This is a genomic window from Bradyrhizobium sp. LjRoot220 (assembly GCF_964252915.1).
Lineage (GTDB): Bacteria > Pseudomonadota > Alphaproteobacteria > Rhizobiales > Xanthobacteraceae > Bradyrhizobium.
This window is the reverse complement of sequence record NZ_CAXUPS020000009.1, coordinates 1-24,739: the sequence shown is the minus strand read 5'-3', so window position 1 is coordinate 24,739 and position 24,739 is coordinate 1. Positions and strand designations below refer to the sequence as shown.

At 62.4% G+C, this 24,739-nt stretch carries 25 protein-coding genes and 1 pseudogene; 11 read left to right on the top strand and 15 right to left on the bottom strand.

What is annotated here, in order from left to right; all coding sequences use genetic code 11:
• Window positions 1–277: 277 nt before the first annotated feature.
• Window positions 278–1,636 carry a tetratricopeptide repeat protein gene (locus ACSQ84_RS29165; protein ID WP_436215186.1) on the bottom strand — a complete coding sequence of 453 codons (1,359 nt, stop codon included), beginning with the start codon at window positions 1,634–1,636 and terminating at the stop codon, window positions 278–280.
• 300 nt (window positions 1,637–1,936) lie between these two features.
• Between ACSQ84_RS29165 and ACSQ84_RS29160 the strand changes: the two genes are divergently transcribed.
• On the top strand, window positions 1,937–2,395 hold the full coding sequence (locus ACSQ84_RS29160; protein ID WP_436215185.1) for a hypothetical protein: 459 nt from the start codon (window positions 1,937–1,939) through the stop codon (window positions 2,393–2,395).
• A gap of 99 nt (window positions 2,396–2,494) precedes the next feature.
• On the top strand, window positions 2,495–3,469 hold the full coding sequence (locus ACSQ84_RS29155; RefSeq protein ID WP_436215184.1) for a right-handed parallel beta-helix repeat-containing protein: 975 nt from the start codon (window positions 2,495–2,497) through the stop codon (window positions 3,467–3,469).
• Between the two features lie 86 nt (window positions 3,470–3,555).
• Here the strand turns inward: ACSQ84_RS29155 and ACSQ84_RS29150 are convergent, their stop codons facing one another.
• On the bottom strand, window positions 3,556–4,326 hold the full coding sequence (locus ACSQ84_RS29150) for a hypothetical protein (RefSeq protein ID WP_436215183.1): 771 nt from the start codon (window positions 4,324–4,326) through the stop codon (window positions 3,556–3,558).
• 211 nt (window positions 4,327–4,537) lie between these two features.
• On the opposite strand from ACSQ84_RS29150, the gene ACSQ84_RS29145 reads away from it, so the two are divergent.
• Window positions 4,538–5,308: a hypothetical protein gene (locus ACSQ84_RS29145; protein WP_436215182.1), complete on the top strand. Its 771-nt coding sequence runs from the start codon at window positions 4,538–4,540 to the stop codon at window positions 5,306–5,308.
• A gap of 16 nt (window positions 5,309–5,324) precedes the next feature.
• Here the strand turns inward: ACSQ84_RS29145 and ACSQ84_RS29140 are convergent, their stop codons facing one another.
• Complete coding sequence (locus ACSQ84_RS29140; protein ID WP_436215181.1) at window positions 5,325–6,128, bottom strand: SDR family NAD(P)-dependent oxidoreductase; 804 nt, start codon at window positions 6,126–6,128, stop codon at window positions 5,325–5,327.
• A 256-nt stretch (window positions 6,129–6,384) separates the two neighbouring features.
• On the opposite strand from ACSQ84_RS29140, the gene ACSQ84_RS29135 reads away from it, so the two are divergent.
• The 3 genes from ACSQ84_RS29135 (at window position 6,385) to ACSQ84_RS29125 (ending at window position 11,096) form a co-directional block, all read left to right on the top strand.
• Window positions 6,385–8,424 carry a TRAP transporter permease gene (locus ACSQ84_RS29135; protein ID WP_436215180.1) on the top strand — a complete coding sequence of 680 codons (2,040 nt, stop codon included), beginning with the start codon at window positions 6,385–6,387 and terminating at the stop codon, window positions 8,422–8,424.
• Window positions 8,425–8,454: 30 nt separating this feature from the next.
• On the top strand, window positions 8,455–9,429 hold the full coding sequence (locus tag ACSQ84_RS29130; protein ID WP_436215179.1) for a TAXI family TRAP transporter solute-binding subunit: 975 nt from the start codon (window positions 8,455–8,457) through the stop codon (window positions 9,427–9,429).
• A 449-nt stretch (window positions 9,430–9,878) separates the two neighbouring features.
• Entirely contained in the window at window positions 9,879–11,096 is a 1,218-nt protein-coding gene (locus ACSQ84_RS29125) for an EAL domain-containing protein (RefSeq protein ID WP_436215178.1), read from the top strand.
• 17 nt (window positions 11,097–11,113) lie between these two features.
• Here ACSQ84_RS29125 and ACSQ84_RS29120 read toward each other — a convergent pair whose 3' ends face one another.
• Window positions 11,114–11,716, bottom strand: a complete 603-nt coding sequence (locus ACSQ84_RS29120) for a GNAT family N-acetyltransferase (protein ID WP_436215177.1) — start codon at window positions 11,714–11,716, stop codon at window positions 11,114–11,116.
• 93 nt (window positions 11,717–11,809) lie between these two features.
• Window positions 11,810–12,289 carry a hypothetical protein gene (locus ACSQ84_RS29115; RefSeq protein ID WP_436215176.1) on the bottom strand — a complete coding sequence of 160 codons (480 nt, stop codon included), beginning with the start codon at window positions 12,287–12,289 and terminating at the stop codon, window positions 11,810–11,812.
• Between the two features lie 196 nt (window positions 12,290–12,485).
• Between ACSQ84_RS29115 and ACSQ84_RS29110 the strand changes: the two genes are divergently transcribed.
• Window positions 12,486–12,791 carry a hypothetical protein gene (locus ACSQ84_RS29110; RefSeq protein ID WP_436215175.1) on the top strand — a complete coding sequence of 102 codons (306 nt, stop codon included), beginning with the start codon at window positions 12,486–12,488 and terminating at the stop codon, window positions 12,789–12,791.
• Between the two features lie 52 nt (window positions 12,792–12,843).
• Here the strand turns inward: ACSQ84_RS29110 and ACSQ84_RS29105 are convergent, their stop codons facing one another.
• The 3 genes from ACSQ84_RS29105 to ACSQ84_RS29095 all read right to left on the bottom strand — a co-directional run bounded on the left by ACSQ84_RS29105 (window position 12,844) and on the right by ACSQ84_RS29095 (window position 15,903).
• Window positions 12,844–14,031 carry a hypothetical protein gene (locus ACSQ84_RS29105; protein WP_436215174.1) on the bottom strand — a complete coding sequence of 396 codons (1,188 nt, stop codon included), beginning with the start codon at window positions 14,029–14,031 and terminating at the stop codon, window positions 12,844–12,846.
• A 76-nt stretch (window positions 14,032–14,107) separates the two neighbouring features.
• The gene (locus ACSQ84_RS29100; RefSeq protein WP_436215173.1) at window positions 14,108–15,088 is read right to left on the bottom strand and encodes a Bug family tripartite tricarboxylate transporter substrate binding protein; all 981 of its coding nucleotides are present in this window, start codon (window positions 15,086–15,088) and stop codon (window positions 14,108–14,110) included.
• 185 nt (window positions 15,089–15,273) lie between these two features.
• Window positions 15,274–15,903: an NUDIX hydrolase gene (locus ACSQ84_RS29095; protein ID WP_436215172.1), complete on the bottom strand. Its 630-nt coding sequence runs from the start codon at window positions 15,901–15,903 to the stop codon at window positions 15,274–15,276.
• 79 nt (window positions 15,904–15,982) lie between these two features.
• Here ACSQ84_RS29095 and ACSQ84_RS29090 point away from each other — a divergent pair, with 79 nt between their 5' ends.
• Both ACSQ84_RS29090 and ACSQ84_RS29085 read left to right on the top strand, forming a co-directional pair.
• Window positions 15,983–16,411 carry a PaaI family thioesterase gene (locus ACSQ84_RS29090; RefSeq protein ID WP_436215394.1) on the top strand — a complete coding sequence of 143 codons (429 nt, stop codon included), beginning with the start codon at window positions 15,983–15,985 and terminating at the stop codon, window positions 16,409–16,411.
• Window positions 16,412–16,636: 225 nt separating this feature from the next.
• On the top strand, window positions 16,637–17,650 hold the full coding sequence (locus tag ACSQ84_RS29085; RefSeq protein WP_436215171.1) for an aldo/keto reductase: 1,014 nt from the start codon (window positions 16,637–16,639) through the stop codon (window positions 17,648–17,650).
• Window positions 17,651–17,969: 319 nt separating this feature from the next.
• Here ACSQ84_RS29085 and ACSQ84_RS29080 read toward each other — a convergent pair whose 3' ends face one another.
• From ACSQ84_RS29080 to ACSQ84_RS29060, 5 genes are all read right to left on the bottom strand, one after another.
• Window positions 17,970–18,143, bottom strand: a complete 174-nt coding sequence (locus ACSQ84_RS29080; protein ID WP_436215170.1) for a hypothetical protein — start codon at window positions 18,141–18,143, stop codon at window positions 17,970–17,972.
• Window positions 18,140–19,540 carry an amidase gene (locus tag ACSQ84_RS29075; RefSeq protein WP_436215169.1) on the bottom strand — a complete coding sequence of 467 codons (1,401 nt, stop codon included), beginning with the start codon at window positions 19,538–19,540 and terminating at the stop codon, window positions 18,140–18,142. The genes ACSQ84_RS29080 and ACSQ84_RS29075 overlap by 4 nt, the downstream gene beginning before the upstream one ends.
• Before the next feature lie 31 nt (window positions 19,541–19,571).
• Window positions 19,572–20,921, bottom strand: a complete 1,350-nt coding sequence (locus ACSQ84_RS29070) for a TRAP transporter large permease (protein ID WP_436215168.1) — start codon at window positions 20,919–20,921, stop codon at window positions 19,572–19,574.
• A complete protein-coding gene (locus ACSQ84_RS29065) occupies window positions 20,918–21,538 on the bottom strand; it encodes a TRAP transporter small permease subunit (protein WP_436215167.1) in 621 nt (206 codons plus the stop codon). Before ACSQ84_RS29065 ends, ACSQ84_RS29070 begins: the two co-directional genes overlap by 4 nt.
• 104 nt (window positions 21,539–21,642) lie before the next feature.
• The gene (locus tag ACSQ84_RS29060; RefSeq protein WP_436215166.1) at window positions 21,643–22,767 is read right to left on the bottom strand and encodes a TRAP transporter substrate-binding protein; all 1,125 of its coding nucleotides are present in this window, start codon (window positions 22,765–22,767) and stop codon (window positions 21,643–21,645) included.
• A gap of 540 nt (window positions 22,768–23,307) precedes the next feature.
• On the opposite strand from ACSQ84_RS29060, the pseudogene ACSQ84_RS29055 reads away from it, so the two are divergent.
• Window positions 23,308–23,538, top strand: a pseudogene (locus ACSQ84_RS29055) (TRAP transporter large permease subunit); the annotation flags it as partial.
• A gap of 212 nt (window positions 23,539–23,750) precedes the next feature.
• Window positions 23,751–24,011: a DUF1488 domain-containing protein gene (locus ACSQ84_RS29050; RefSeq protein ID WP_436215165.1), complete on the top strand. Its 261-nt coding sequence runs from the start codon at window positions 23,751–23,753 to the stop codon at window positions 24,009–24,011.
• Window positions 24,012–24,024: 13 nt separating this feature from the next.
• Here ACSQ84_RS29050 and ACSQ84_RS29045 read toward each other — a convergent pair whose 3' ends face one another.
• Together ACSQ84_RS29045 and ACSQ84_RS29040 are read right to left on the bottom strand one after the other, a co-directional pair.
• Window positions 24,025–24,252 carry a hypothetical protein gene (locus ACSQ84_RS29045; protein ID WP_436215164.1) on the bottom strand — a complete coding sequence of 76 codons (228 nt, stop codon included), beginning with the start codon at window positions 24,250–24,252 and terminating at the stop codon, window positions 24,025–24,027.
• Window positions 24,253–24,523: 271 nt separating this feature from the next.
• Window positions 24,524–24,739, bottom strand: a 216-nt coding sequence (locus tag ACSQ84_RS29040) for a hypothetical protein (protein ID WP_436215163.1), incomplete at its 5' end; no start/stop codon positions are given.

Here is a 24,739-nt window from a genome sequence, read left to right as displayed (position 1 = left end):
CGTCCTTCGTCATGCCCGGCCTTGTGCCGGGCATCCACGTTCTTTGCTACCCACTAGGGAAGCAAGACGTGGATGGCCGGGACAAGCCCGGCCATGACGGTGTGGGCGATACTGGCTTGTTCTTTCAAGCCATTGTCACGGGAAGCGCCGCCAGATCAAGCCGGAACAGTTCGTCGGTTCGAGCTGAAGCCCGGCCAACCGGGCTGCAGCTTATTGAGTTGACGCGTTTTCTTCACGCGAACCGGTAGCCACTTCGCTCGAAAACGCTATGAAAACCCTACTGCCGGGCGATGCTATTGAGCGTCTCCAGCCGCTCTTCCATCGCCAGGCGCAGGTCATAGCCGCGGCGGCCGAATGAGGCGTTGCGCTTGCCGATAAAGTCGCGCTGCTGCCGGGTCAGCGCCAGCGCTGCGCGGTGGCTGTCGGATTCGGCGTTCGCGACCACCCGCAGGAAGACGTCGTTGATGTTGCGGTCGAGCTGGGCGAGGCCGGGATCGGCGCAGATCGCCTTTTCGACCTGGCGCTTCGCGGTGGCGCAGTTGAAGCTCGGCAGGTTCTTCTGGTAGGTCAGCGAGCCCAGCCGCTCGATCTGCTGCGCGATCTCCTGATGGTTGGTGGCCGCGGTCTTGTCGGAGGGATTGAGCCGCACCGCTTCGGCATAATCCTGCAACGCGCGCGCGCGATCGCCCTTCTTGACCCATGCCGCGCCGCGGTTGTTGTAGGCGCGCTGGAATTTCGGATCGAGCTTCAATGCCGCGTCGTAATCGGCAATGGCGCGGTCGTAATCCTTGCGTGCCTGATAGGCATCGCCGCGGTTGGCCAGGAATTTCGGCTGTGGCTGGATCTTGATCGCTTCGTCGTAGTCGGCGATCGCACCGGCGTAGTCGCCGTTGGCGGCGAGGTCCAGCCCGCGATTGTCGAAGAACTCCGGCTCCGACGGATCGATCCGGATCGCCGACGTAGAGTCCTGCAGTGCGCGGTCGGTACGGCCGATTTTCTTGTAGGCCGCGCCGCGGTTGGTATAGGTCCGCGCGTTGTTCGGATTGAGAAGGATCGCAGCATCGTAATCGGCAATCGCCTTCTTGTACTCGCCCTTGAAGTACCAGGCGGCGCCGCGATCCGAAAACGCCTGCGCGAAATCAGGTTTCAGCCGCAGCGCCTCGTTGTAGTCCTCGATCGCGCGGTCGTATTTTCCGGCATTATTGAAGGCGTTGCCGCGGTTGGCATAGCCATTGGGGTTTTCGGGCTCGAGCCGGATGGCTTCGTTGAAGGCGGCAAATGCCGCCTCCGGCCTGCCGCCCTGGCGAAGCATCTCGCCGCGGGCCCGGAAGGCGCGGGCACGATGGGGATCCCTGGCGATGACGGCGTCGATCTCGGCCATGGCCCTGGCGGCCTGGCCGCCGCTATAGAGCGCGACGGCGCGGGTGATGGTGGCATCGAGACGATCGGCGTCGGGCGTCGCCGGATTGTCGATCAGCGCGGTGCAGCTTTCGATCAGCCTTGCCGGCGCGGCGTCGGTCAGGGGCGCGCAGATGACCGGCGGCTCGGTGGCGGTTTGGGCGATGGCCCCGCCGGAAGTCAGGAGAATGACGGCAAATGCCGCGCTTGCGGCAAACGGCGAAACAAATGATCGCATGATCAGCTCTCGGCAATCGTAGCTGTGTTAAGCGGCAATGCAGCGTCGCTTTGTCGCGCCAAGTCCGCGCAAGGTTCGAAAGCCAGCCATTGCCTGGACTATGCCACCCGATTCGCTGCGAAAAAACGCCCTCGCCAACCCGGCCTGAACGCTTTCCTGTGAAAGGGTTCACAGACTTGTTTTATTGATCGGGTCTATTGTCGCCAGGAGTTTGCGAACCTCGGTATCGGCGTGTTGCGAAACACTACTTTAAGTGGCATAATGTCTAATCTACATGCGGAGGAAACGATGCGGTATGCGATGCCAATCTTCCGACTGCGTTACAGCTCAATCTGGCTCGGCGCCGCCATGCTCGTTGGGACCAGCGTGGCCACACCGGCGCAATTCATCGTTCAGCGCCCGACCGATCCGAACCAGAGACAGGTGGTCATGGTTCGACAGGACGCGTCTGATTGCTCCGGTCGCGATGTCCCCAATGTCGACTCACCGTCGGTCGGCGGCACGATCTGGGCAACGCGGCTGTTCGACGGCAACACCGGCGTGAAGGTGGCCATGACAGCCAAGCCCAACACGACCTATCGTATCTCGCTCAAATGCGTTCGTCCGATCGGCGAGGTCAAGACCGACGACGAGGGCATCGCCAACCTGTCGCTGGTGTTTCCAACCAATCTGGTCGGCGCGGAATATTCCTTCGAACTGGCACCGGAGGGCGCTCCAGCGGGAAGTCGTTACCAGAGCGCACAAATTTCATTCCAGTAACTGACTCTCCCCGCAAGGGGCGAGCCGCCAACCATGCATTCATTCCGTGTCCTTGCCGGCAGGGCCGTCAGCAATCGCCACATCATTTCGGAGAGCACCATGAACAGGATTGCACTGTCGCTCACCATCGCCGCAACATTTCTGTCGTTCATGCTGCCGACCACTTCCGCGCACGCCCAGGCCTCGCGGACCTGGGTGTCGGGCGTCGGCGACGACGTCAATCCGTGCAGCCGCACCGCGCCCTGCAAAACCTTCGCGGGCGCCATTTCCAAGACTGCAATGAACGGCGAGATCAATTGTATCGATCCCGGCGGCTTCGGCGCGGTGACCATTACCAAGTCGATCACCATCGACTGCAGTGCGGAATTTGGCTCGATTCTGTTCAGCGGCACGAACGGCATCAATGTCCCGTTCAACAATTTTTCGGCGGCGGATGCGCGAAAGACGGTCCGGCTGCGCAACCTCAAGCTGAACGGTGTCGATACCGGTATTGTCGGAATCCGGATCACCGGCGGCTCCGTCATCGCCGGCGGCGTCGTCATTATCGAAGATACCGTGGTCGACGGCGCTTTTGCCGGCGGGGCAACGGGCATCCTGGATGAACGCACGGCGGGAGGCGAGCTGTATATTACCAACACGACCGTCCGGAATACCGGGACTTTCGGTATCGCGATAAGACCCCCGGCCGCCGGACAGCGAATCGACGCCACGTTCGACAATGTGCACGTGCAGAATTCGGCCAATATCGGAATTCTCATCGGCAACAACGGCCGCGCCATGATCAACCGCGCCGTGATTACGGGCAATACCCAGATCGGCATTGGTGCATCTGGCATCGCTGCATCCGCCGAAATGAACCTCAGCAACAGCGTGGTCAGCAACAACGGTCTCGGCGTGGGTAACCTCAACGGAACGGTCACGATCCGTCTTTCCAACAACGATATCTCCTTCAACACCACCGGGTTCAGTGGCGCCACGCAGTCGTATTTCAACAACCGTGTTCAAGGCAACGGCTCGCTCGGCCTGGCCCCGACGGCGATCGGCTCGACCTCCAACCCCACCGGTCTGCAGTAGTCGCGCCTTGGTCCCAGGCTGGCTGCATCTGCCGGCGGTGTGGCGGGCTCGATGGAAGCGGCGTAGAGCGCCGGACGCGCCGGCGTTCACCGCGGCTCAATCGCCTGCAATTGGTCGAGCCGTTGCTGCATCGCTGTGCGCAAATCGTAGCCGGGCTGGCCAAACGCTGTGTTGCGACGGGCGACGAAATCGTCCTGCGCTCGCTGCAGGGCGCGGCCGGCACGCGGGCTGTTGGCGGTCGCCTCGCGGACCAGCCTGGCATTCAGCGCATAGATCTCGCGGTCGAGATCGGCAAGCGCCGGATCGGCGCAGATCGCCTTCTCCACGGCGCGGCGGGCAACGGCACAGTTGAAGCTCGGCTTGCCCGCCACCGCCTTCAGCACGCCAAGGCGTTCGAGTTCCTGCGCCAGCGATTTATAATTGGCGCGCGCAACGGGATGGTCCGGAATGAGCTTGATCGCCATGCCAAAATCGGCCAGCGCCCTGGGCCGGTCGCCCTTCTTGCGCCAGAGTTCGCCGCGCGCGTTGAAGATATCGGCCAGCGCCGGATCGAGCTGCAGCACGTCGTCATAATCGGCGATCGCGCGGTCGGTCATGTCCTTGCGCTGGTAGGCGCCGCCGCGCGCGATCAATGCCTTGACGCGGTCGGACCTTGCGGTCTTTTCATTGCCGATCAACGCGCCGCAAACGCTGATGGTCTTGTCGTCGTCATCGGCCGCCGCGGCCGCAATGCACGGCGCCGGATCGACTTGCGGATCTCCGGCCGGCTCGGCGCCGGTTGCCAGCCCGCCCTGTACCAACGCCGTCCACAGCAGGCAGGCGACCACAACACTGCGGATGATTGAACAACCTCGCATCAACGGACCCGAAAAAGCGCTCTCGACGACGGGCGATCCTAGCAAGCGAGGTTCGCTTCCGACAGCCGGCCACCGCGAATTTCGCGGGCCGTTCGGGTCCCGGCCTCGCCGAAACCTGACGTGCGGAAAGCCGGGCTCTTCACGTGCAAGTAGGCACGCGCATTGGAGAATTTCCGTTGAACCTTTCGCCGGTTTGGTCGACTCAAAAACCATGACAGCCCTGACCGACACCACCTCGCCGCGTCCGATCGCGTATTCTCAAACCGGCTATTTCTACTTCTACATGGCGCTGGCCTGCACGGCTGTCGCGTTTCTCGGCTTCGCCCCGACCTATTGGCTGCCGATGATGTCGCGATCGATTTCGGCTTCGCCTGTGGTCCATTTTCACGGCCTGCTGTTTTTCGCCTGGTCGCTCTACTTTACGTTCCAGACCTGGCTCGCCGCATCGGGAAAGGTCACCCGACACCGCACGATCGGCATGATCGGCGTGTCGCTGGCGACCGCGATGACGATCTTCGGCTTCCTGGTGGCGGTCAACGCGATGAAACGATCGGCCGCGGCCGGGCTCGCCAGCGAAGGAATCGCGTTTGCGATCGTCCCGCTCAGCGGCATTCTTTTCTTTGCGATGGTGTTCGCGCTGGCTATCGCGAACATCGGCCGGCCGGAGACCCACAAGCGGCTGATGCTGCTGGCCGGCATTTCGCTGCTGGACGCCGCCGTGGCGCGCTGGTTTCTCACTTTCCTGGCGCCTCCCGGTCCGCTCGGCCCGCCGCCGGTGCCCGTCACCATCCCGCCGGCCCTTGTCGCCTATCTCCTGCTCGTGGTCGCCATCGTGCACGACTGGCGTACGCGCGGCCGGGTGCATCCGGTCTATATCTGTGGCGGCGCGGCGCTGATTGCCGTGAAGCTGCTCAACTGGCCGATCAGCGCCTCGTCGTTCTGGCATTCCTTCGCCGGCGGAATATTGGCGATGGCGCAGTAGCGCGAGAGCGCTTCGTTTACGCCGATTTCACCGTCAGCCCGCCATCGACCACCAGTTCGAGTCCGGTGACGTAACGGGATTCGTCGGAAGCCAGAAACAGCGCCGCGTTGGCAACATCCCAGGCGTCGCCCATGTGCCCCATCGGCACTTGCGAGTCCCTTGCTCGCCACATCGCCTCGACGTCGCCCTTGGCATAACTCGCCGCAAGACCTGCGGAGTGCTCGACCATCGGTGTTTTCATCAGACCCGGCAGAATGCAGTTCACCCTGACATGATCGGGCGCGAACTGCACCGCCGTGGTGCGCGTCATCTGGTTCATCGCCGCCTTCGACGCGCCGTAGCTGACATAGGAAATGCCGACGTGGCGGATCGAGGCGATCGACGAAATATTGATGATCGAGCCACCGCCCTGCTTTTGCATCACCGGAATGACGTGCTTCATGGCGAGGAACGCGCTCTTGAGGTTGACCGCGAACACGCGGTCCCATTCGGCTTCCGACACCTCGACCACGCTGCCCATTTCGGCGATGCCGACGTTGTTGTCGAGCACATCGATACGGCCATAGGTATTCAGGCACGCCGCCACCATCGCCTCGACCTCGGCGGCGCGGGCGACGTCGGCGGTGAAGGCCACGGCCTTGCCGCCCTCGCCCGTGATGATCTTCACGGTCTCTTCGGCGGCCGCCGCGTTGCGATCGACGCAAAACAGCTGGGCGCCTTCGCGCGCAAAGGTCACCGCGGTCGCCTTGCCATTACCCCAGCCGGGACCGATCGAACCCGCGCCGACCACCATCGCCGTCTTGCCCTTGAGCCGTTCCATCGACTTCTCTCCCTTTGCATTTTGCTGAGTTCATCGTAGCCGGGATGAAGCGAAGCGCAATCCGGCGATCCGCGCAAACCAAAGTCCCGGATTACGCTGGCCCTCCATCCGGGCTTGCAGCAATGTTCGCATGGATCAATCATCCCAAATTCTCTGGATTTATGCCCTTGCCACGGTTGCCCAAACCGGCATGAATGCGCCGCCGTCAACGGCCCCGGCGATCCAGCCGGGAAGATAGAAGCGTTCCGGGGGAAGTATGGCCGCACAGGATCGACCGACAGGCAATTCGCTGCCCAATGACGACGTCATCGCCGTTTCTGACGAGGCGCTGCATAAGGCGGAATTGTTCATCGAGGCCGAGGAAGGCGCGGCCAACCGCCTGATGGGATGGCCGGGACGGATCTCGACCACCATTGCGGTGGCGATGAGCCTGTTTCACCTCTATGCGGCCTACGCGATCGTTCCGACCCAGGAACTTCGCTACACCCACGTCGCGTTCACGCTGGTGCTGAGCTTCCTGCTGTTTCCGCTGGCGACGCGGTTTCGCAATCGCGTGCGCTGGTGGGACGTGGTGCCGGGGGTAGTTGCGGTCGCGACCATCGTTTATGCGCTGTGGGGCGGCGAGGATTTCACCGACCGCGCCACCTCGCCCGACCGCTGGGACGTCATCGTCGGTATCGTATTCATCGTGCTGTTGCTGGAGGCGACGCGGCGCACCACCGGGCTGATCATGCCCGTCGTCGCGGTGCTGTTCATTGCCTATGCGATGCTCGGCCCGCATTTGCCGGCGCCGTGGACCCATCGCGGCTACGACCTGCCCCGGCTGGTCGGCCATCTCTTCATTACCCTGGAAGGCATTTTCGGCGTCGCAGTCGACGTGTCGGCAACCCTGATCATCCTGTTTACGATCTACGGCGCGTTCCTGGCGCAATCCGGCGCCGGCAAATTCTTCATCGACTTCTCGCTGGCGCTGATGGGCGGCAAGCCGAACAGCGCCGGCAGAACCGTGGTGCTGTCCTCGTTCCTGCTCGGCGGCCCCTCCGGATCGGGCGTCGCCACCACCGTGATGATCGGCACCGTGGCCTCTCCGATGCTGGCCAAGGCCGGCTTCGAGAAAAACGCCGCCGGCGGATTGCTGGCGGCGGGCGGGCTTGGCGCGATCCTGTCACCGCCGGTGCTGGGCGCCGCCGCCTTCCTGATCGCCGAGTTTCTCAAGATCAGCTATCTCGACGTGATCTGGATGGCGACCATCCCGACGTGCCTTTACTACATGTCGCTGCTGTTCATGGTCGAACTGGACGCGAAGAAGTTCGGCGCCAAGGACGTCAACTTCACGCCGGAAATGTCGCTCGGACAGATGACCCGGCGTTACGGTTTCCATTTCATCTCGCTGCTCGCCGTGGTCGTGTTCATGGTGATCGGCTATTCGCCGTCGCTGTCGGTCTTCTACGCCATCATTGTGACCTTCGCGCTGAGCTTCCTGCGCAGGGAAACCGCGCTGGTGCCGAGCAAACTGGTGAAGGCGCTGGCGGACGGTTCGATCGGCGCGCTGAACGCCGCGACAACCTGCGCCTGCGCCGGCATCGTGGTCGGCATCGTGACGCTGACCGGCCTCGGCCTCAAATTCTCGTCGATCGTGATCAGCTATGCCGGTGGCAGCTTGCTGCTGACCGCGATCTATACCTCGCTCATCGTGTGGATCATCGGCCTGGCGGTGCCGGTGACCGCCTCGTACATCATCTGCGCCGTGATCGCCGCGCCGGCCTTGATCAAACTTGGCGTGCCCGATTACGCCGCGCATATGTTCATTTTCTATTATGCCGTGCTGTCGGAGGTGTCGCCGCCGACCGCGCTGTCCCCGTTCGCGGCCGCCGCCATCACCGGCGGCGATCCCTACAAAACCACGCTGCAGTCCTGGAAATACACGCTGCCGGCGTTTCTGGTGCCGTTCGTGTTCGTGCTCGACCCGCAGGGCGTCGGATTGCTGCTGTCGATCCCCAAGGGCGGCTCGTGGCTCGATATCCTCGAAATCACGATCAAGACTACCCTGGGGCTGCTGGCGCTGGCCTCGGTTGCCCAGAACTGGGCGCTGCGGCAAAATACGCCGGTCGAGGGCGGCCTGCTTCTGCTATCCGGATTGCTGCTGGTGTTTCCGAGTTTGATCGAGGCAATCGTCGAATGGATGATCGGCCGCGATATCAGCTATACCTACGTGCCCGGGCTGGTCATCGGCCTCGGCGTGTTGCTGTGGCAGGCGAGAACACGGGCGCCTAAACAACCGGCGCTTACAACTTAAGTCCAAGGAAGGTTAAAGGGAGTCATTGAGATGAAAATAATGAAAAAGACCGTAGCGGTGCTGGCTGTGACTGTTGCGGCCGGGCTCGCGTTCGCCGGCATCGTCCATGCGCAGCAGAAGACGATGTCGATCGGCACCGGCGGAACCGGCGGCGTCTATTACCCGCTCGGCGGCGCCGTCGCCAACGTGCTGTCGAAGAATCTTCCGAACGTGCAGGCCACCGCGGAGGTGACCGGCGGTTCCGTCGATAATCTCAAGCTGATCGCGTCGGGTCAGAGCGAGATGGCGTTCACCATGGCCGATGCCGCACTCGACGCGCTGCAGGGCCAGGACAAGTTCAAGAGTGCCAAGGTGCCGTTGCAGGCGCTGCTGGTGGTCTATCCGAACCGCATGCACGTCGTGACCGTCGAAGGCACCGGCATCGAAACCATGGCGGACCTCAAGGGCAAGCGCGTCTCCACGGGATCGCCGGGCAGCGCCACCGAAGTGATGGCGTTCCGCGTCATCGAGGCCGCCGGTCTCGACAGGGACAAGGACTTGAAGCGTGAGCGGCTCGGCGTCGCCGAATCGGTCAATGCCGTCAAGGATCGCAAGATCGACGCGTTCTTCTGGGTCGGCGGCATTCCGACCGCCGCGGTGACCGATCTTGCGGCGACCCCCGGCTTGAAGATGAAGCTGATCGACCACGCCGATACGGCCGAAAAGATGAATGCCAAATACGGCAAGCTCTATACCGCCGCCAAGATCAAGGGCGGCTCGTATCCAGGCGTCGACAAGGACAACGCCATTGCCGAAGTCTGGAACCTGATCGTGACCGGCAACAAGATGAGCAATGACGATGCCTATGCGATCGTCAAGACGCTGGTAGAGAAGAAGGCCGATATCGTCGCCGTGCACAAGGAGGCCCTGAGCTTCTCGCTCGACAACCAGGTGCAGGAACGCTCGCCGATCCCGTTCCATCCGGGCGCGCTGAAATATTTCAAGGAAAAAGGCATCGGCGGCTGACACGCCTCACCGGTTCGCTTCACGATTCGTCAGGCGGCGCCATTGTGCGCCGCCTGTTTTTTTGCCGACATCACCAAGTTCGCAGCCGCCAGCCAGAGTGACGAAGTATGCAGCAGATGCCGCGCATCGAAGAGATTGTTGTGTCGGACACCGAACATAAACAGTCGCCGCGCCGACAAGCGACCACAGGCGTTAACGCGGTCCAGCAATGAAACAGCGCGTAGAACGCGCGCGTCGGCTCATCAGCTACGCTCACGACAAAAACGAACAACGGGTTAGGTCGTGAGCCGCTATATTGCAGCCAGATGACACGTCGCTTTCGCTAAAATTCTAGTTTAAATGGCGGCTTTAACCCTACTCGCGCATTCATCGTCGCGTCCCTAAAACTCCATGATTAGTGCCGCCGCGCGGATGTACGACTATCGCCGACATCTGTGATGGGGAATGGAATGAATCTGAACAATCCTGACGCGCATGCGTACGCCGGCGGCTTCGGACTACGAAGGATGATACCCCGCGCCTGCGTGGCCGACGTCAAGAAACACCTGCGATTGTTCCTTTCTGACGCTCTCGAGGAGCTCGGCTTCATCACCAGCGAATGCGCTCATGCAAGCGAGCTGGCGCGGATGCTTGACGCACAACAGCCTGACCTCGTGGTGCTCGGCGTTTCCGTCAACGGCACCGAAGTCGCTGAAATTCTCGAAGTTTTGGTCCGGAAAAATTTTGGCGGCAAGGTGCTCATTATCGGCCCGCCGGACTCGATCATGGTAAAGGCGGTTCGACAAATTGCCGAGGAATACGACATCGCGATGCTGCCCGCGCTACCGACGCCTTTCAGCGCTGGAACGCTGCGGGCCAGCGTCGCGTCGCTGCTGCCGGCCGAACCGGCGCCGAGCCCGGCGGTGGACGTGGCCGAGGCGCTGAAGGCCGGCTGGCTCGAATTGTGGTATCAGCAAAAGATCAATGCCCGCACCCTGGTTCCGAGCGGTGCGGAAGCGCTGGTGCGGATGCGACATCCCGCCTGGGGCGTCGTTCCACCGGCTTACTTCATTCCGGACGAAAAGGATCCGTACTATCGCGCCCTGTCCGAGTTCGTGATCGGCCGTGCGATTGACGATTGGCACTACCTTCTGGAGCAGCAGGGTCCGGTCGATCTTTCGATCAACCTGCCGGTTTCGTTTCTCAGGGATCGCGAAACGGTGCGCGACATGTGCCTCGGAATGCCCGACCATCCCGCGTTCGGCGGCTTGATCATCGAGATTAACAGCACCGAGGTGGCAGACAATCTGGATCTCGTGATCGATGTCGCCAGACAGGTGCGGCTGCATAACATCGCGATTGCAGTCGACAATGTCGGCCCCGAGTGGCCGTCCCTCATGGGGCTCCGGAACTTTCCATTCGTCGAACTGAAGGTCGATCATCAATTCATCACGGGCTGCGCCGATGACCGCCTGAAGCAGACCGTATGCCGCCGCATCGTCGAGCTGGCGCAGGACCATGGTGCGCGCGCCATTGCTCAGGGCGTCGAAACCCGCGCCGATTATCTCGCCGCGCATGGCATGGGCTTCGATCTGGTCCAGGGCTATCTCTTCAGCAAGCCGCTTGGGGTCAAGAAGTTTGCCCGCTCGCCGCCTGTGCTGACACCTCCCGCCGGGCAAAGACCGTGAGGGGTCGCTCGGTTCGATCAGGAAGTTGTCGGCACGTGGACCAGCCGGTTGCGGGCGCGGCCATGTTCGTCGAAATTCTCATCCGCGAGCCACGCCGTGATGGCGGCGCGGCGGACCGGCCACTCGGCGGCGATGATCGAATGCCACGCCACGTCGCAGCGACGCCCCTTGCTGAGGGCCGAGCCACGCCATGTACCCTCCGGCGTAAAACCGTAGCGCGCGGCCGCGTTCAGCGACGCCTGGTTCGCAGCGTTGCAGCGCCAGACCAGCCGCTGATACTGCAATTCGTCCATCGCATATTGCATCAGCAGAAAGATCGCTTCGGTCGCAGCCCGGGTTCGCTGCAGCCGCGGCGAAAACCAGATCGCCCCGATTTCGATCGCGCCGTCAGCCGGATAGATATCGCACAGCGAAAGCCAACCTTGGGCCGTCCGGCTGCTCTCCGGTCGCACCGCCCAGAACGGCTGATCCGCCCGCCCGGCCAGTTCGGTGACCAGCTTCTCGAGGTCGCGCTGGTGCGCAAACGGCCCGTAACGCAAATAGGCAAAAGACGCATCGGCGCCCTCTGCGACGCGCCAGAGTTCGTCAATATGCCCGCGGCCTAGCGGTTCAAGGGACACCGAGCGTCCCTCAAAGGCAAGCCGTTCAGGAAACGGCCAGGGCGGTGGCGACAAACCCGGCGCGGATGGAGAAGTTGTCACGCCCGCCGTCCATCAATCGAACTTCATATCGATGCATTTCGCGATATCGGAGCCGAGACCGGACGAGATGATGATGCAGCCGCGCACCCTGCGCGCATTGTTGTCGCTGGCCCATACCGCATAGCCGCCCGGACCGAAGAACGAATTGGTGTTGGGCGGTTCGGTTTCGGTGGCGTCGAACGAATAATTCGCATCGGTATCGAAGATGCGCGGCTTCTTGGCGCAGCTGCCGTCGGCCTGCACGTTGATGACTTCCTTGTTGTCGCGCGTCAGCGCCAGCGAGACCTGGCAGCGGTAATATTCCGAGGTCTTGATGTTGAAGACGTATGCAAAGGATCTGCAGGTCGCGGTGTTGAGCTTGCCCGGGCTCAGGCCCCGGCTGCAGGCAATCCGCTGGTTGTTGCTGAGCTTGAATTCGTCGGCCTGGGCCGCGGAGGCCAGCGTCATGAATGACAGCGCAGCACCGAGACCGATCTTCATGACGAGGTTCATCCGAATCATCCCTATAAATTTTCTCGCAGCGCGTTTGTAACCGGCAACCGGAACATAGTCGCGAAGTCTAAGGCGGGAAATCACAAACTCGCAGGGGAGCCTGATGCGGCAAAGCTGCCATTGACGGAATAATGGCGTTCGTGATTTGTTCAATGAGACGGGGCAGAAGCCGATTGGGCCGCTCGGAGGGACGACGATGACGAGAATTTCAACCAAAACCTTTTTGACCGCGGCCGCGCTCAGCGTGCTGACGTCGTCCGCGTTCGCACAGGCCGCCGCGCCGACGCCCTGGGAGCTGCAGTCCGACATGGCCTATGCCTATGGCAAGGACGGCAAGACCTTCGCGTACAAAATGGGCACCAACAATGCCGGTACGTTGCTGAAGGGCGCCAAGAAAGTGCCGAAGGGCACGCTGTTCTTCATCGGCCAGAACGGCCAGCTCTATATGCGAAGCGGCCCCTATCTCGAGGGCGACGGCAAGTTCATGTTCGGCGCGAATTGAGAGGCGCGTCTAACCACCACTTGTCGTCCCGGCGAAGTTTTAGCAGAGTTTCCTAAAACGCCGCCGCCAGTTCCTTGGCACCCGGCTTGGTGCTGTTGACGTCCATCCGCTCGTCGGTGATCGCCAGCAGTTTCGCCACCGTGTTGTGGCGGATCGCGACCGGGTTGCGTTCATAACCGCCGCGCTGGAAGAAGTTCGCCGTCGGCACCCGCTCGCGCATCGCCTGCGGCATCGTCACCATGTCTAAACCGGTGCTGTCGCCGGTCAGGTTCATCATCTCGAGTTCGGCGGCGCTGAGCGGCCTGGTATAGCCCTTGGCGCGCGCGAACAGCACCGAGGTCAAGAGCTTGTGGGTCTGCAGCAGCGGGCCGACGTCGATGTCCAGCACCATGGCGTGGACCCCCCAGCCCTGCGGCGTGTTGGCGAGCTTCTCGTGCTCCGACCATTGCACCGGCACCGAGCGCGTGAACGCCACCATCCGCTTCAATACTGCCAGTTTGTGATCCATCGCCTTGCGCGCTGGCCCGGACAGGCCGGCGGCCCTTTCCGTCAACGCCTTGACGATGTCATGCCCTTGTTCGGCGAGCAGCGAGACGGTGTTGGTGGTGAGCAACTGGTTGTAGCCAACCGCCGTCGAGATCGCCCGCGAGCCCGGACGCGAGGCGCTCAGTCCGGATTGCATGTCGTGATTGCCGGTGCCGCCGGTCTCGAACGAATAGACCCGCACGATCTGCTCGCGCGTCAGCCCGGAAGCCAATGCGACGCGGCCATAGGCGCGCTTGAACTCGACCTCGCTGGCGGGCCGCTGCGGCGAAAACTGGAAATGCGCCGCGGCGGCTTGCAGGAAATCGGCGACCACCGGAAGGGGCTTGCGCTCGCGGGGCTTGTCGTCGGGCTCCGGATCCACCGGCCGCTTCGGTCCGTCGTAAAGCGGTGGCTGTGTCAGGACATAATCATCGAGCGTGATGGCCTGGCGCTCGCGCCGCTTGGCATTGCGGCCGCGCCGCTTTTCGGCAATCGCGGTCCAGTAGGGTTCGGCCACCTGTTCGAACGCGGCGCGCGCGGCCTGATATTCCTTCAGCTTGCGGCGATATTCCGCGATGGCCTGGGGCGAGACCGCCTGCGCCATCGCATTGGCCGTTGAGGCCGGCAGCGCGTCCATCGCCAAAGCCGGCGGCGCGCCCGCGGATAGCGCGAGCGCGACAAGACCAAAATAACGGCGAATCAATTGCGGGCGCATCGCCTCGTTGTAGCAACTGCGCAGGCCAAGTCAGCTAACAATATGGCAACCTCGAGACGGCGCGACGCCGTGCCGCTCACTCCTGCTCGACACCGCTGGTCTTGATCAGTTGCGACCACTTCTTTTCATCCTTGTCGATGAAATCGGCGTAATCCTCCGGCGTGCCCGGTGTGATCTCGGTGCCGTCGTTCGCCAGTTGCCTCTTGACCTCGTCGGAGCCAAGCGCGTCGCGCAGCGCCTTGTTGAGCTTGTCGATGATGGGCCGCGGTGTGCCCGCAGGCGCCGCGAGGCCGTAATACAGCGACGCGTCGAAGCCGGCCACGCCCGCTTCCGCCATCGTCGGCACCTCCGGCAACAGGCTGGAGCGGGTCGTGCTGGTTACCGCGAGTGCGCGTAATTTGCCGGCCGAGACGTTGGGGTGCGAGGCCGGGATCGGTGCGAACGCCATCGGGATATGGCCACCCAACAGATCGGTCAGCGCCGGGCCGGTTCCCTTGTAGGGAATATGCACCAGCGTGATCCCGGCGCTGCGGGCGAAATATTCGCCGGTGATGTGGCTGACCGTGCCGGCACCGGCCGAGCCGAAATTGACCTTGCCTGGATTGGCCTTTGCGTGGGCGATCAGTTCGGCGACGGTCTTGGCCGGAAACGACGGATGCACCACCAGCGAATTCGGCGCATTGCCGATCAGCCCGATCGGCGCGAAATCCTTGCGCGGATCGTAGCCGGCACTCCTGTAGAGCGACGGGCCGATCGCCAGCGTGCCGGTGTAGCCCAGCACCAGCGTGTAGCCATCGGGCTCGCTCTTGGCGACGGCCTTGGTGCCGATCGTGCCACCGGCGCCCGGGCGATTGTCGACCACGACCTTCTCACCAAGCAGTTCGCTCATCTTGTCGGCGATGCCGCGGCCGACAATCGAGGTCGAGCCACCCGGTGCAAACGGAATCACCAGTGTGATCGCGCGGGTCGGATAGGTTTGCGCGGACGCGCTGCTGAAGCCGGCAGCCGAGCACAATGCAACGGCGACGGTGACAGCTGAAGCGTTCCAGATGCGCATGCGGCACCTCCCTTTTGATTTCTTGTTGGTCGTATGGTCGCGGAAACAGCCGGTGTCCGCAACCCGCGTTCCGGACAACCCTACCCGTCGTCATTGCGAGCGAAGCGAAGCATCCATTCTTGCTTTGCCGCGCGATGAATTGCTTCGCGGAGCCTGTCATCGGGCGCGCATTCGCGCGACCCGTCCTATTTCCAGGCAAACACCGGCTGTTCCAGTTCGGCCACGCGGGTATTGCGACCTGCCAGCACTTCGCGGAATTGGTAGATCAGCGCCGCGGTCGGCGCGTGGATGTGCTGGCCGGCCAGGCGAAAACGGATCACGCGCCGCGTGCTTTCCGGGATCGTGGCGAAGCTGAACGCGTCTTCCCGTTCGATGGTATCGAGCGCGATGCGATGCACGGAAGCAACTTCCGCCGGGTTCAGCGCGAGCGTGGCGTTTGTGCTCGCCCACACCACGACCGGCGTGATCAGGTAGCCGGAGCGCGTCGGATAATCATCGAGCACGCCCAGCACGTCGCCCTCGCCCAATTCAAGGCCGACCTCTTCGTGAAGCTCGCGCAGCGCTGCTCTCGCCGGCGTTTCGCCGGGATCGCAGCGGCCGCCCGGCAGCGCCCATTGGGCCGCGTGGGACCGCAAGGTTGCCGCGCGCTGGGTCAGCAGGAACGTCGCGCCCGCGCCGGTCTCGCTGGCGGTGAGCGCAATCGCGACCGCAGCCCGCTTCAGCGCCGGCATGGGCTCATCCGCCGCCGCCCGCGTGAAGCCTGCAACGAGCTCTGCGATATTTCGCCGGGTGGCATCATCAAATGAACGGGCCATGACGCTTGACTACAATACTCCCGCGCTTGATGAAATGACCGTCGAGACATGACCGCCTGCAGGAAACGGAATGCATCAGATGACGTCCAGGGCTGCCACCGAGAAACTCAAATCCGATGGCTGGAAAATCGTCGAAACGACAGGGTTCATGCATCTGATCGGACCATTGTGGGAAAGGCTCGTCGACGACGAGCTTGAGTTCGCGCTGATCACCGAGGACAAGCACCACAACCGCCGCGGCCTGGTGCAGGGCGGCGTACTGATGACGTTCGCCGACCGCACCTGCGGCATCACCGCGCGACACGTGTCGGGCAAGCCGACGCTGGCGACCGTGCAGCTCGATACGCATTTCGTCGAGCCCGGCAAAATCGGCGAGGTGCTGATCTCAAAGCCGCACGTGGTGCGCACCACCCGCAGTTTGATTTTCATCACCACCGAAGTCACCGTCGACAAGCGCTGTATCGCGATGGCCTCGGGCGTGTTTAAGGTGTTGAAGAACGATACGTAGCTCTCTGTCCTTTAACCTCGCCCCGCTTGCGGGGAGAGGCATAGGCCGCCTTTGGCGGCCGTTTTAGGAAGAACGCCGAAGCGAAGCTTCGGCTATGTCGCAGCGCCGGGTGAGGGGGTACAGGTCTCGTCAGTCTTTACTCGGAGAGAGGCCCCTCACCCCAACCCTCTCGCCGCGAAGGGCGGGGAGAGGGAGTCGATAAAGCCGTCAATGGAGCCCCACCCGATGCAATACCGCCAACTCGGCCGCAGCGGCCTGAAGATTTCGCCGATCTGCCTCGGCACCATGATGTTCGGCGGTCCGACCGACGAAGCGACGTCGTCGCGGATCGTGGCGATGGCACGCGAGGCCGGCATCAATTTCATCGACAGCGCGGACGCCTATAATGGCGGCCAGTCCGAGCAAGTCGTCGGTCGCGCGATTTCGAACAGCCGGCAAGACTGGGTACTGGCGACAAAACTCGCCAACCAGCTCGGCGATGATCCCAATCGCGGCGGGCTGTCGCGGCGCTGGGTGCTGCAGGCGGCGGAGGAAAGCCTGAAGCGGCTCGGCACCGACCATATCGACATCTACTATCTGCATAAGGAGGACCATTCGACGCCGCTGGAGGAAACCGTGCGCGCGATGGGTGACCTGATGCGGCAGGGCAAGATCCGCTATTTCGGTGTTTCGAACTACCGCGCCTGGCGCGTCGCCGAGATCTGCAATATCTGCGACCGCAACGGCATCGACCGTCCGATCGTCAGCCAGCCCTATTACAACGCCATGAACCGGATGCCGGAGGTCGAGCACTTCCCGGCCTGCGGCTATTACGGCCTCGGCATCGTGCCCTACAGCCCGTTGGCGCGCGGCGTGCTGACCGGCAAATACCGCCCCGATGCGCCGCCTGACCAGGACAGCCGCGCGGGGCGCAACGACAAGCGCATGATGCAGACCGAATGGCGGCCGGAATCGCTACGGCTCGCGCAGCAAATCAAAGAGCATGCCGAGGCGCGCGGCATCACCGCCGGGCAGTTCGCGGTGTCGTGGGTGCTGAATTCGTCATTCGTCTCGGCGGTGATCGCCGGTCCCCGCACCGAGGAACAATGGGACGATTATCTGCGCGCGCTCGACTATCGCTTCACGGCGGAAGACGAAGCGTTGATCGACCGGCTGGTCGCGAGTGGGCATCCATCCACACCGGGGTTCAACGATCCGGCCTATCCGATCGAGGGACGGCGGGCGCGGAACTCCGCCTAGAGCCTTTTCCGTTTCGATAGAAACGGGGCTCTAGATTCTTGAATTGACGCGTTTTCTTGACGCGAACCGGTCTCCACTTCGCTTGAAAACGCTCTAACTGGAGGGCACCCCCCGGCGTGATCCTGCGCGCGATCGATTTTCACTGACCGCAATAATTGGAGTGATTTCCAACCGTTACCCGGTCTCGCCTGGGGCCGAACCGCTGCGTTCTTCGAGGAGAAGCCAAGCGCAGAAGCCTAGCGCGCTGGCGCGCCCGACCGGGAGCAGTCGATCCCGTGCAGGAGTCCCGCGCGTCGGCGTCCTTCTTCGACGCCGGACGTCAGCGACGCGCGCCGTTCGGCGCCCGCAGCGATTGCACGAAATCGATCACCGCCAGAGTCATCACGCCCACAACAATGACGATGAGCGGGATCGCCTTGACCCAAACCACCATAAATCCCAGAAATAGCATCACAAGCGCGAGGCCGATGATTCCGGTGATCAGATTGGTCATCGCGCTTTCCTTTTCTCGGCGCCGGGCGCCGGCTTCGACCTAACGGTCGGGACTTTGCGCCGGCCACTGCGACTAGTGCGCTCGACATTCTTGACGAGCCAGCGCGCAGTGCGCAAGAGGCGCGCATCGTTGCCGCGGCGGCCGACCAGCTGAACGCCCAGCGGAAGGCCGGTTTCGGAACTCATCAACGGCAAGCTGATGGCGGGCACACCGAGATAGGTCCAGGTCGCGCAGAAAATCGGGCTGCCGGTCGTCTCGATTCCGGGCGCCGCGCCAGGCGCAGCGGGCGTCAGAACGGCGTCATATTCGTCGAAAACAAAGTCCAGACCCTGGTTGAGCGGCGTGATGCCGGCCAGGGCGGCGCAATAGTCCATCGCGAGATGCGCGCGGCCACGCTCGATCAGCTGCCGCAGCTGGGTGCTGAGCTTGTCGCCGCCTCGCGTGTAATCGCGGCGCAGATTGTGCGCCATCTCAACTTCCATGATGGCGCGGTGCATATCGACGACCTTGTCGAAGCTCGGCCCAAGCTCGACTTCGCTCGCAGCCTCACCCAACGTCTCGACAAGTTCGCCGAAAGCTTCACGCGTCACCGGCTCGGCCTGCTCCCAGACCGCGGAGCGCACGAAGGCAAATCGCGGCGGCAACGGCGGCTCGCTCGCCGCTACGGCAGAAAATCCGGGACGCGCAACAGGCTGCGTGTCCAAATCCTCCTCGTCGAACCCGACCATCACCTCGGCCAGCAAGGCCACGTCCTCGATGCTGCGCCCGAACACACCGACATGATCGAGCGTGCGCGACAATTCGAGCGCGCCGCTGCGCGGAATGAGGCCATGCGTGGGCTTAAAGCCGACCACACCGCAGAATGCCGCAGGACGTATCACCGAGCCATTGGTTTGCGACCCGATCGCGCCCGGAACCATGTGAGCGGCCACAGCCGCGGCCGAACCGCTCGAAGAGCCGCCGGGCGTATGCTTCGGATCATGCGGGTTGCGGGTCTTGCCGGGATGGAAATAGGCGTATTCCGTGGTGACGGTCTTGCCCATGATCACGGCACCGGCGGACCGCAGCCGGGCAACCGCGGCGGCGTCGGTTCGCGGCGTGCGGCCTGCCCACAACGGGGAGCCGAATTCGGTCGGCATGTCGCTGGTGTCGAAAATGTCCTTGATGCCAATCGGCACCCCATGCAGCGGACCCAAAGCCCTGCCCTGCTTGCGGTGGGCATCGGCCGCTTCCGCCTGTTGCATCGCGTAGCTACGGTCGAGGAACGCCCAGGCCTGCACCTTTTCGTCCACCGCCGCGACCTGCTTGAGACAATCCTCCATCAGTTCCGCGGAGGTGATGCGCCCCTCGCGAATGTCCGCCGCGGCCTCGGCAAGGCTGAGTACGCACAGGCTCATTCATGCACTCCGCGCGTGCGCACCATACGACTCATCGTACTCCATAGAGATAGTCCGGCAGCCACAGCGCGATCTGCGGAAAGATGTAGACCAGCGCCATCGTGAAGAACACCATGAAGACGAACGGAAGGGCACCACTGAAAATGTCCGTAAGCTTCACCCAGGGCGGCGCGACGCCTTTCAGGTAAAAGGCAGCCATCGCGACAGGCGGTGTGTTGAAAGCGGTTTGAGTGTTCAGCGCGACCAGGATGCCGAAGAAGATCGGGTTGATACCGAAATCATCCAGCAGCGGCAGGAAGATCGGCACGAAAATGATGATGATCTCCGTCCACTCCAGCGGCCATCCCAGGAGAAAGATGATGACTTGGGTGAGCAGCAAGAACATCGTCGGAGACAGGTTGAGCCCCAGGATGAAGCTTTCGACGACCGACTGACCGCCGAGCAGCGCGAACACTGACGAGAAGGTCCACGATCCGATGAATAGATAGCAGACCATCGCAGTCGCGCGCGTCGTCAGGTACACGGATTCCTTCATCATCTGGAAATTCAACGCACCATAAGCAAATGCCAGAACGATGCTGCCGAGAGCGCCTATGCCGGCGGCCTCCGAAGGCGTCGCGAGCCCGAACAGAATTGCACCGAGCACCGACACGATCAGCAGAGCCAGCGGCAGGAACGATGTCGCCAGCGACCACACCACCTCGCGTAATGGCACGTTGGTCTGTTCCGGCGGCAGCTTGGGCGCGAGCGCCGGATTGATCATCGCCCGCGCGATCACGTACAGGACGTAGAAGCCCGCCAGCATGAAGCCCGGTATAAACGCCGCAGCGTACAGCTTGACGGCCGAGACGCCGGCGGTGGCCGCATAGACAATGAGAAGGATGCTGGGCGGGATCAGGATGCCGAGGCAGCCTCCGGCGCAAACCACACCAGCGGAGAGCTTCACGTCATAGCCGGCGCGCAGCATTGCAGGGAACGCCAGCAGGCCCATCAGCGTCACCACGGCACCGACGATGCCGGTCGCGGTTGCAAACATCGCGCAGGTTAGCAGCGTCGCGACGGCAAGCGCGCCGGGCACGTTCTTCATCGATATCTGCAGCGAATGGAACAGGCGATCGAGAATGTTCGAACGTTCGACCACGTACCCCATGAACAGGAATAGCGGCACGGCCGTCAAAACGTCACTCGATGTGACCTCGAACGTTTTCTGCACCAGCAGCGTGAAGATGCGGTTCTGGAAAAATTCCTGGCCCGGCGTGAAGTAGGCGTAGTAGCCGAACCCGACACCCATCGCGATGAGCGTGAACGCGATCGGGAAGCCCAGCATGATGATGAAAATGAACAGTCCCAGCATCAGCATGCCGATTTGAGGGTCGGTCATGCTCCAGTCTCCCTGTGGCCCGGCAACGGCTCGTCCACGACGCCGGCTTCCGCGAGATGCTGCTTCTCGCGGATGATTACAGACTCGGTTTCCTCGACGTCGTGCAGGCGTTGCGGCCATTCGCCGTCCTGAATGCACAGGATGCAACGAATGACTTCGGCCACTCCCTGGATGAACAGCAGCAGGCCGGTTACTGGAATCAAGGCCTTGAGCGGAAACACCGGTACGCCGGCGGGGCTGAAGATGCTTACTTCGCGGAAGCGGACGGACATCTCGGCGTACGACCACCCCGCATACATCCAGGCCGCAACAGCGGGCAAAAAGAACAGGATGTAGAGGACGAGATCCATGCTCGCCTGCGTGCGTGGTCTCCAGAACCGGTACAGCACGTCCGCCCGCACATGGCCGTTGCGCGAAAGCGTATATGCGCCAGCCATCAGGAACATCGCGCCATAAGTGATGTAGCTGAAGTCGAAAGCCCAGGTCGTCGGCGCCCCAAACACATAGCGCACCAGCACCTCGTAGCTGACCCCCAGCGTCAACACCAATATCAGCCAGCCGAAGCTCTTGCCGACCGACGCGCTCAGCGCATCGATGAATAATGGAATCTTTCTCATGCTAAATTCGAGCGCAAAAGTTTACGCCGTCCCCACTGTGCATCGGGCGGCGCGGATGCGCCGCCCTCCATGACCCGCCGGCACGCGTGTGCCGGGCGCTCCCCTCAGATCGCGAGCTTGCCGAAGTGATGCTCGTAAGCGCCGCGGTAGTCCGTGGAGTTGAACATGCCGTAATACACGACGCGCTTCACCCAGGCCTTCTGCGACTCCATGACCTTCTTCATGAACGGGTCCTTATCAAGCTGGGCGATGATACCGTCCCAAGCCTTGATCTGGGCATCGAACACGTCCTTCGGTGTGCGGAGAACATTGACCTTATCCTTGTCCCGCAGCTCGACGAGGTCCTTCGAGTAATAGTCCATGCCCTTCCACTCGTTGGCGGAAGAGACGGACTCGGCGGCATATTGCAGGATCGCCTGATGCTCCTTGGGCAGAGCGTTGAACTTCGTCCGGTTGAACATGATTTCGAAATACTCGGTTGCCTGATGATGGCTGCCCATCATGTAGTTCTTGGCGACGTCTTGGGCGCCGAAGCGGCGGTCCGAGGTCGGGTTGTTGAACTCGAAGGCGTCGATCACGCCGCGCTCCATGGCGGGCACGATTTCGCCGCCCGGAAGCTGCGCCACGGCAAGGCCCATGGCCTGCATCAGGTCGGCGGCAAGACCGACGGTGCGGTACTTCAGGCCCTTCATGTCGGCCATGCTCGTGACCGGCTTCTTGAACCAGCCAAGCGGCTGGGTCGGCATCGGCATCGCGAAGAAGCTCTTGACGTTAACCTTCATGATCTGGGTCTGCAGCTCTTCGAACAGCTCCTTACCGCCGCCATTGTGGATCCAGCCGAGACCTTCATTGGCGTTGAAACCGAACACCGGGCCGGTGCCGAACAGCGAGGCCGCCTTGTGCTTGCCGTACCAGTACACGGTCACGGTGTGAGCTGCATCGATCTGCCCGCCATGCACGCCGTCCAGCACTTGGAAGGGATGCACGACCGCACCGCCGACGAGAAAGTCAATCTTCAGCCGGCCGCCGGCCATTTCGTTGACGCGCTTGACGTAGTCTTCGGCCATCTCGTTGAAGACGTCCTTGGCTCCCCATGAGCCCTGCATCTTCAGAGTAGCAGTCTGCGCGCGCGACACCTGCGGCATGGCGATGGCGGCGGCACCGGTAGCGCCGGCGGCCAGCAAAAATTTGCGACGAGTTGCCTTGCTCTTCTCAGACTTTGCGGTCATGGAGGTCCTCCCTGGCGTTGTTGTTCGAACGGCACTTAAGTGCGCTTTTCGTATTAACCGCTGGAGGTAAGTCGTATTCCAGCGACTTCATCACAGTTTGGACGTAATGCCAGCATCCTACAAGTCGCGCGATGTCGCATTTGGACATAGGCGAGTATTTTTTTGGGCCTCTTTCCGGAGAATTGATAGGCGTTTCCCCGTCAATCCCGAGCCGTTGCGGGCCGGAATCCCGCCAGCCAGCCGCCCTTTTCCGCCTTTCGATGGCTCCAGAACCGGCGTGAATATTCGCGCTTTTGCGGCCCCGCTGTAAGACCGACGCGAGCGGATCATACCAAAGAATCCCGGCTTCACGCGGATGCCGCTGGTGCTGACATTGGCGCCGCTGGGCGCGGAGTGGGGTACGTCGTGATTCGTCGGCAGCCGGTCCCTCAGTAGCCGGTCACAAACGCGGCGCAGCAGAGGATGCAGACGGCACCTCAGATGTTGGAGCCGGCGCGCAACCCGCGGAAGAAAAGCTGGAGCAGTTGGGCGGCGCGGTTGCCGATCCTGTGGGGCGTGCTGGTGTTCGTGAACCTGCAGGCGGCCTTCCTGTGGCCGCCGGTGGCGATGTCGGCGTTCTACCTGAAAGGCGTCGCGCCCAAGCACGTCACGCTGAACCAGATTTTTTCCGGCATGATGCCTTACATGTTCATCGTGATCATCTGCATGGTCATCATGTATATGTGGCCGGGCATGACGCTCTGGCTGCCGAGGTATCTGTACGGCGGTTGAGGTCGCGGGACGCGGGTTCCAATTTCCCGGGAACAACGGCCCGAATGGACCGTTGAATCCTTCGACGCGCGGTAAACGCACGCCACAGGCCAGCGGAGGTTTCCGATGGAACCGATCCTGGGTGTTGAACCGATCCTGATCGTTATTGTCGTGGTACTGTTGTTTGGCAGCGGCCGCTATTGGGGCCGCCGTCACCGCCACTGGTGAGCACGATGATCGATTTTCCGAACCATAGCCGAGCGTATGACCATACCCGTCGCGCCGTGCGGTTCTGGGGCTACGACAGCGCGATCGAGGCCTCGTTCTACGTGCACGAGGAGGCGCTGGCGCGAATCCAGCCGGGCGTGCCGCTCGATGAATCCGGATGCCTGAACGCGTTCGACGCCAACCGCGACAGGATCTGCGCCGCAGCCGCCCGCGTGTACGTACGCGGCAGCCGCGGCTCCTACGATCTCGGCGCGGCAAACTTCTGAGGAAGTAACGGCCTCAATCCGCCGGGCACAGCCCCGCTTCAATCGCCGCCGATTGCAATTGGCCGGCGTCGGTGACGCCTGCCGCGGCGGTGGCGAGGATGCGCGACGCCATCTTCACCTTGATCGCCGATGTCGCGGGCCTGCCCGACGCGTGGTCGACATGGGCCGAAGCTATCTCCAGCACCGATTTCATCATGGAAACCAGTTCCGGATTGAAGTTGATCGGCGAAATCCTGGTCATGCGCACTCCCGTTGGCGCTGACATAGCCCGGCAACATGACTCCAATGCGACCCCGGTGTGAAGGCTTGGCCTTAGAGGTTAAGGAGGACCGGCTTCGCCTGCGGGCTACGCCGCGGCAAGCCCGGCTTCGTGCAATACCGACGTCGCGGCGGGCGTGGATCGGGTCTGATTCAATTTTCAAACAGCCCTTGTCGTCATCGCCCGGCTTGACCGGGCGATCCAGTACGCCGCGGCTTATCGGTTCAACCATCGACGTCTCTGGACTACTGGATCACCCGCATACGCGGGTGATGACAGCTGAATGTGTGTTCACGTTCTCGCGACGCATTGCGCCCGAGCTTTGCCAGTAATTTCCTTGCCCTTGAAAACAGAGGGCGCAGGGAAGACCGGATGCGCGCTGCACCCGCGGTCCCGTGTGCGGTTTGTAGATAGAAAGCTGCACACGAGCATACAGGGCAGCGGGGAACACCCGGCCTTCCCTGCGCAA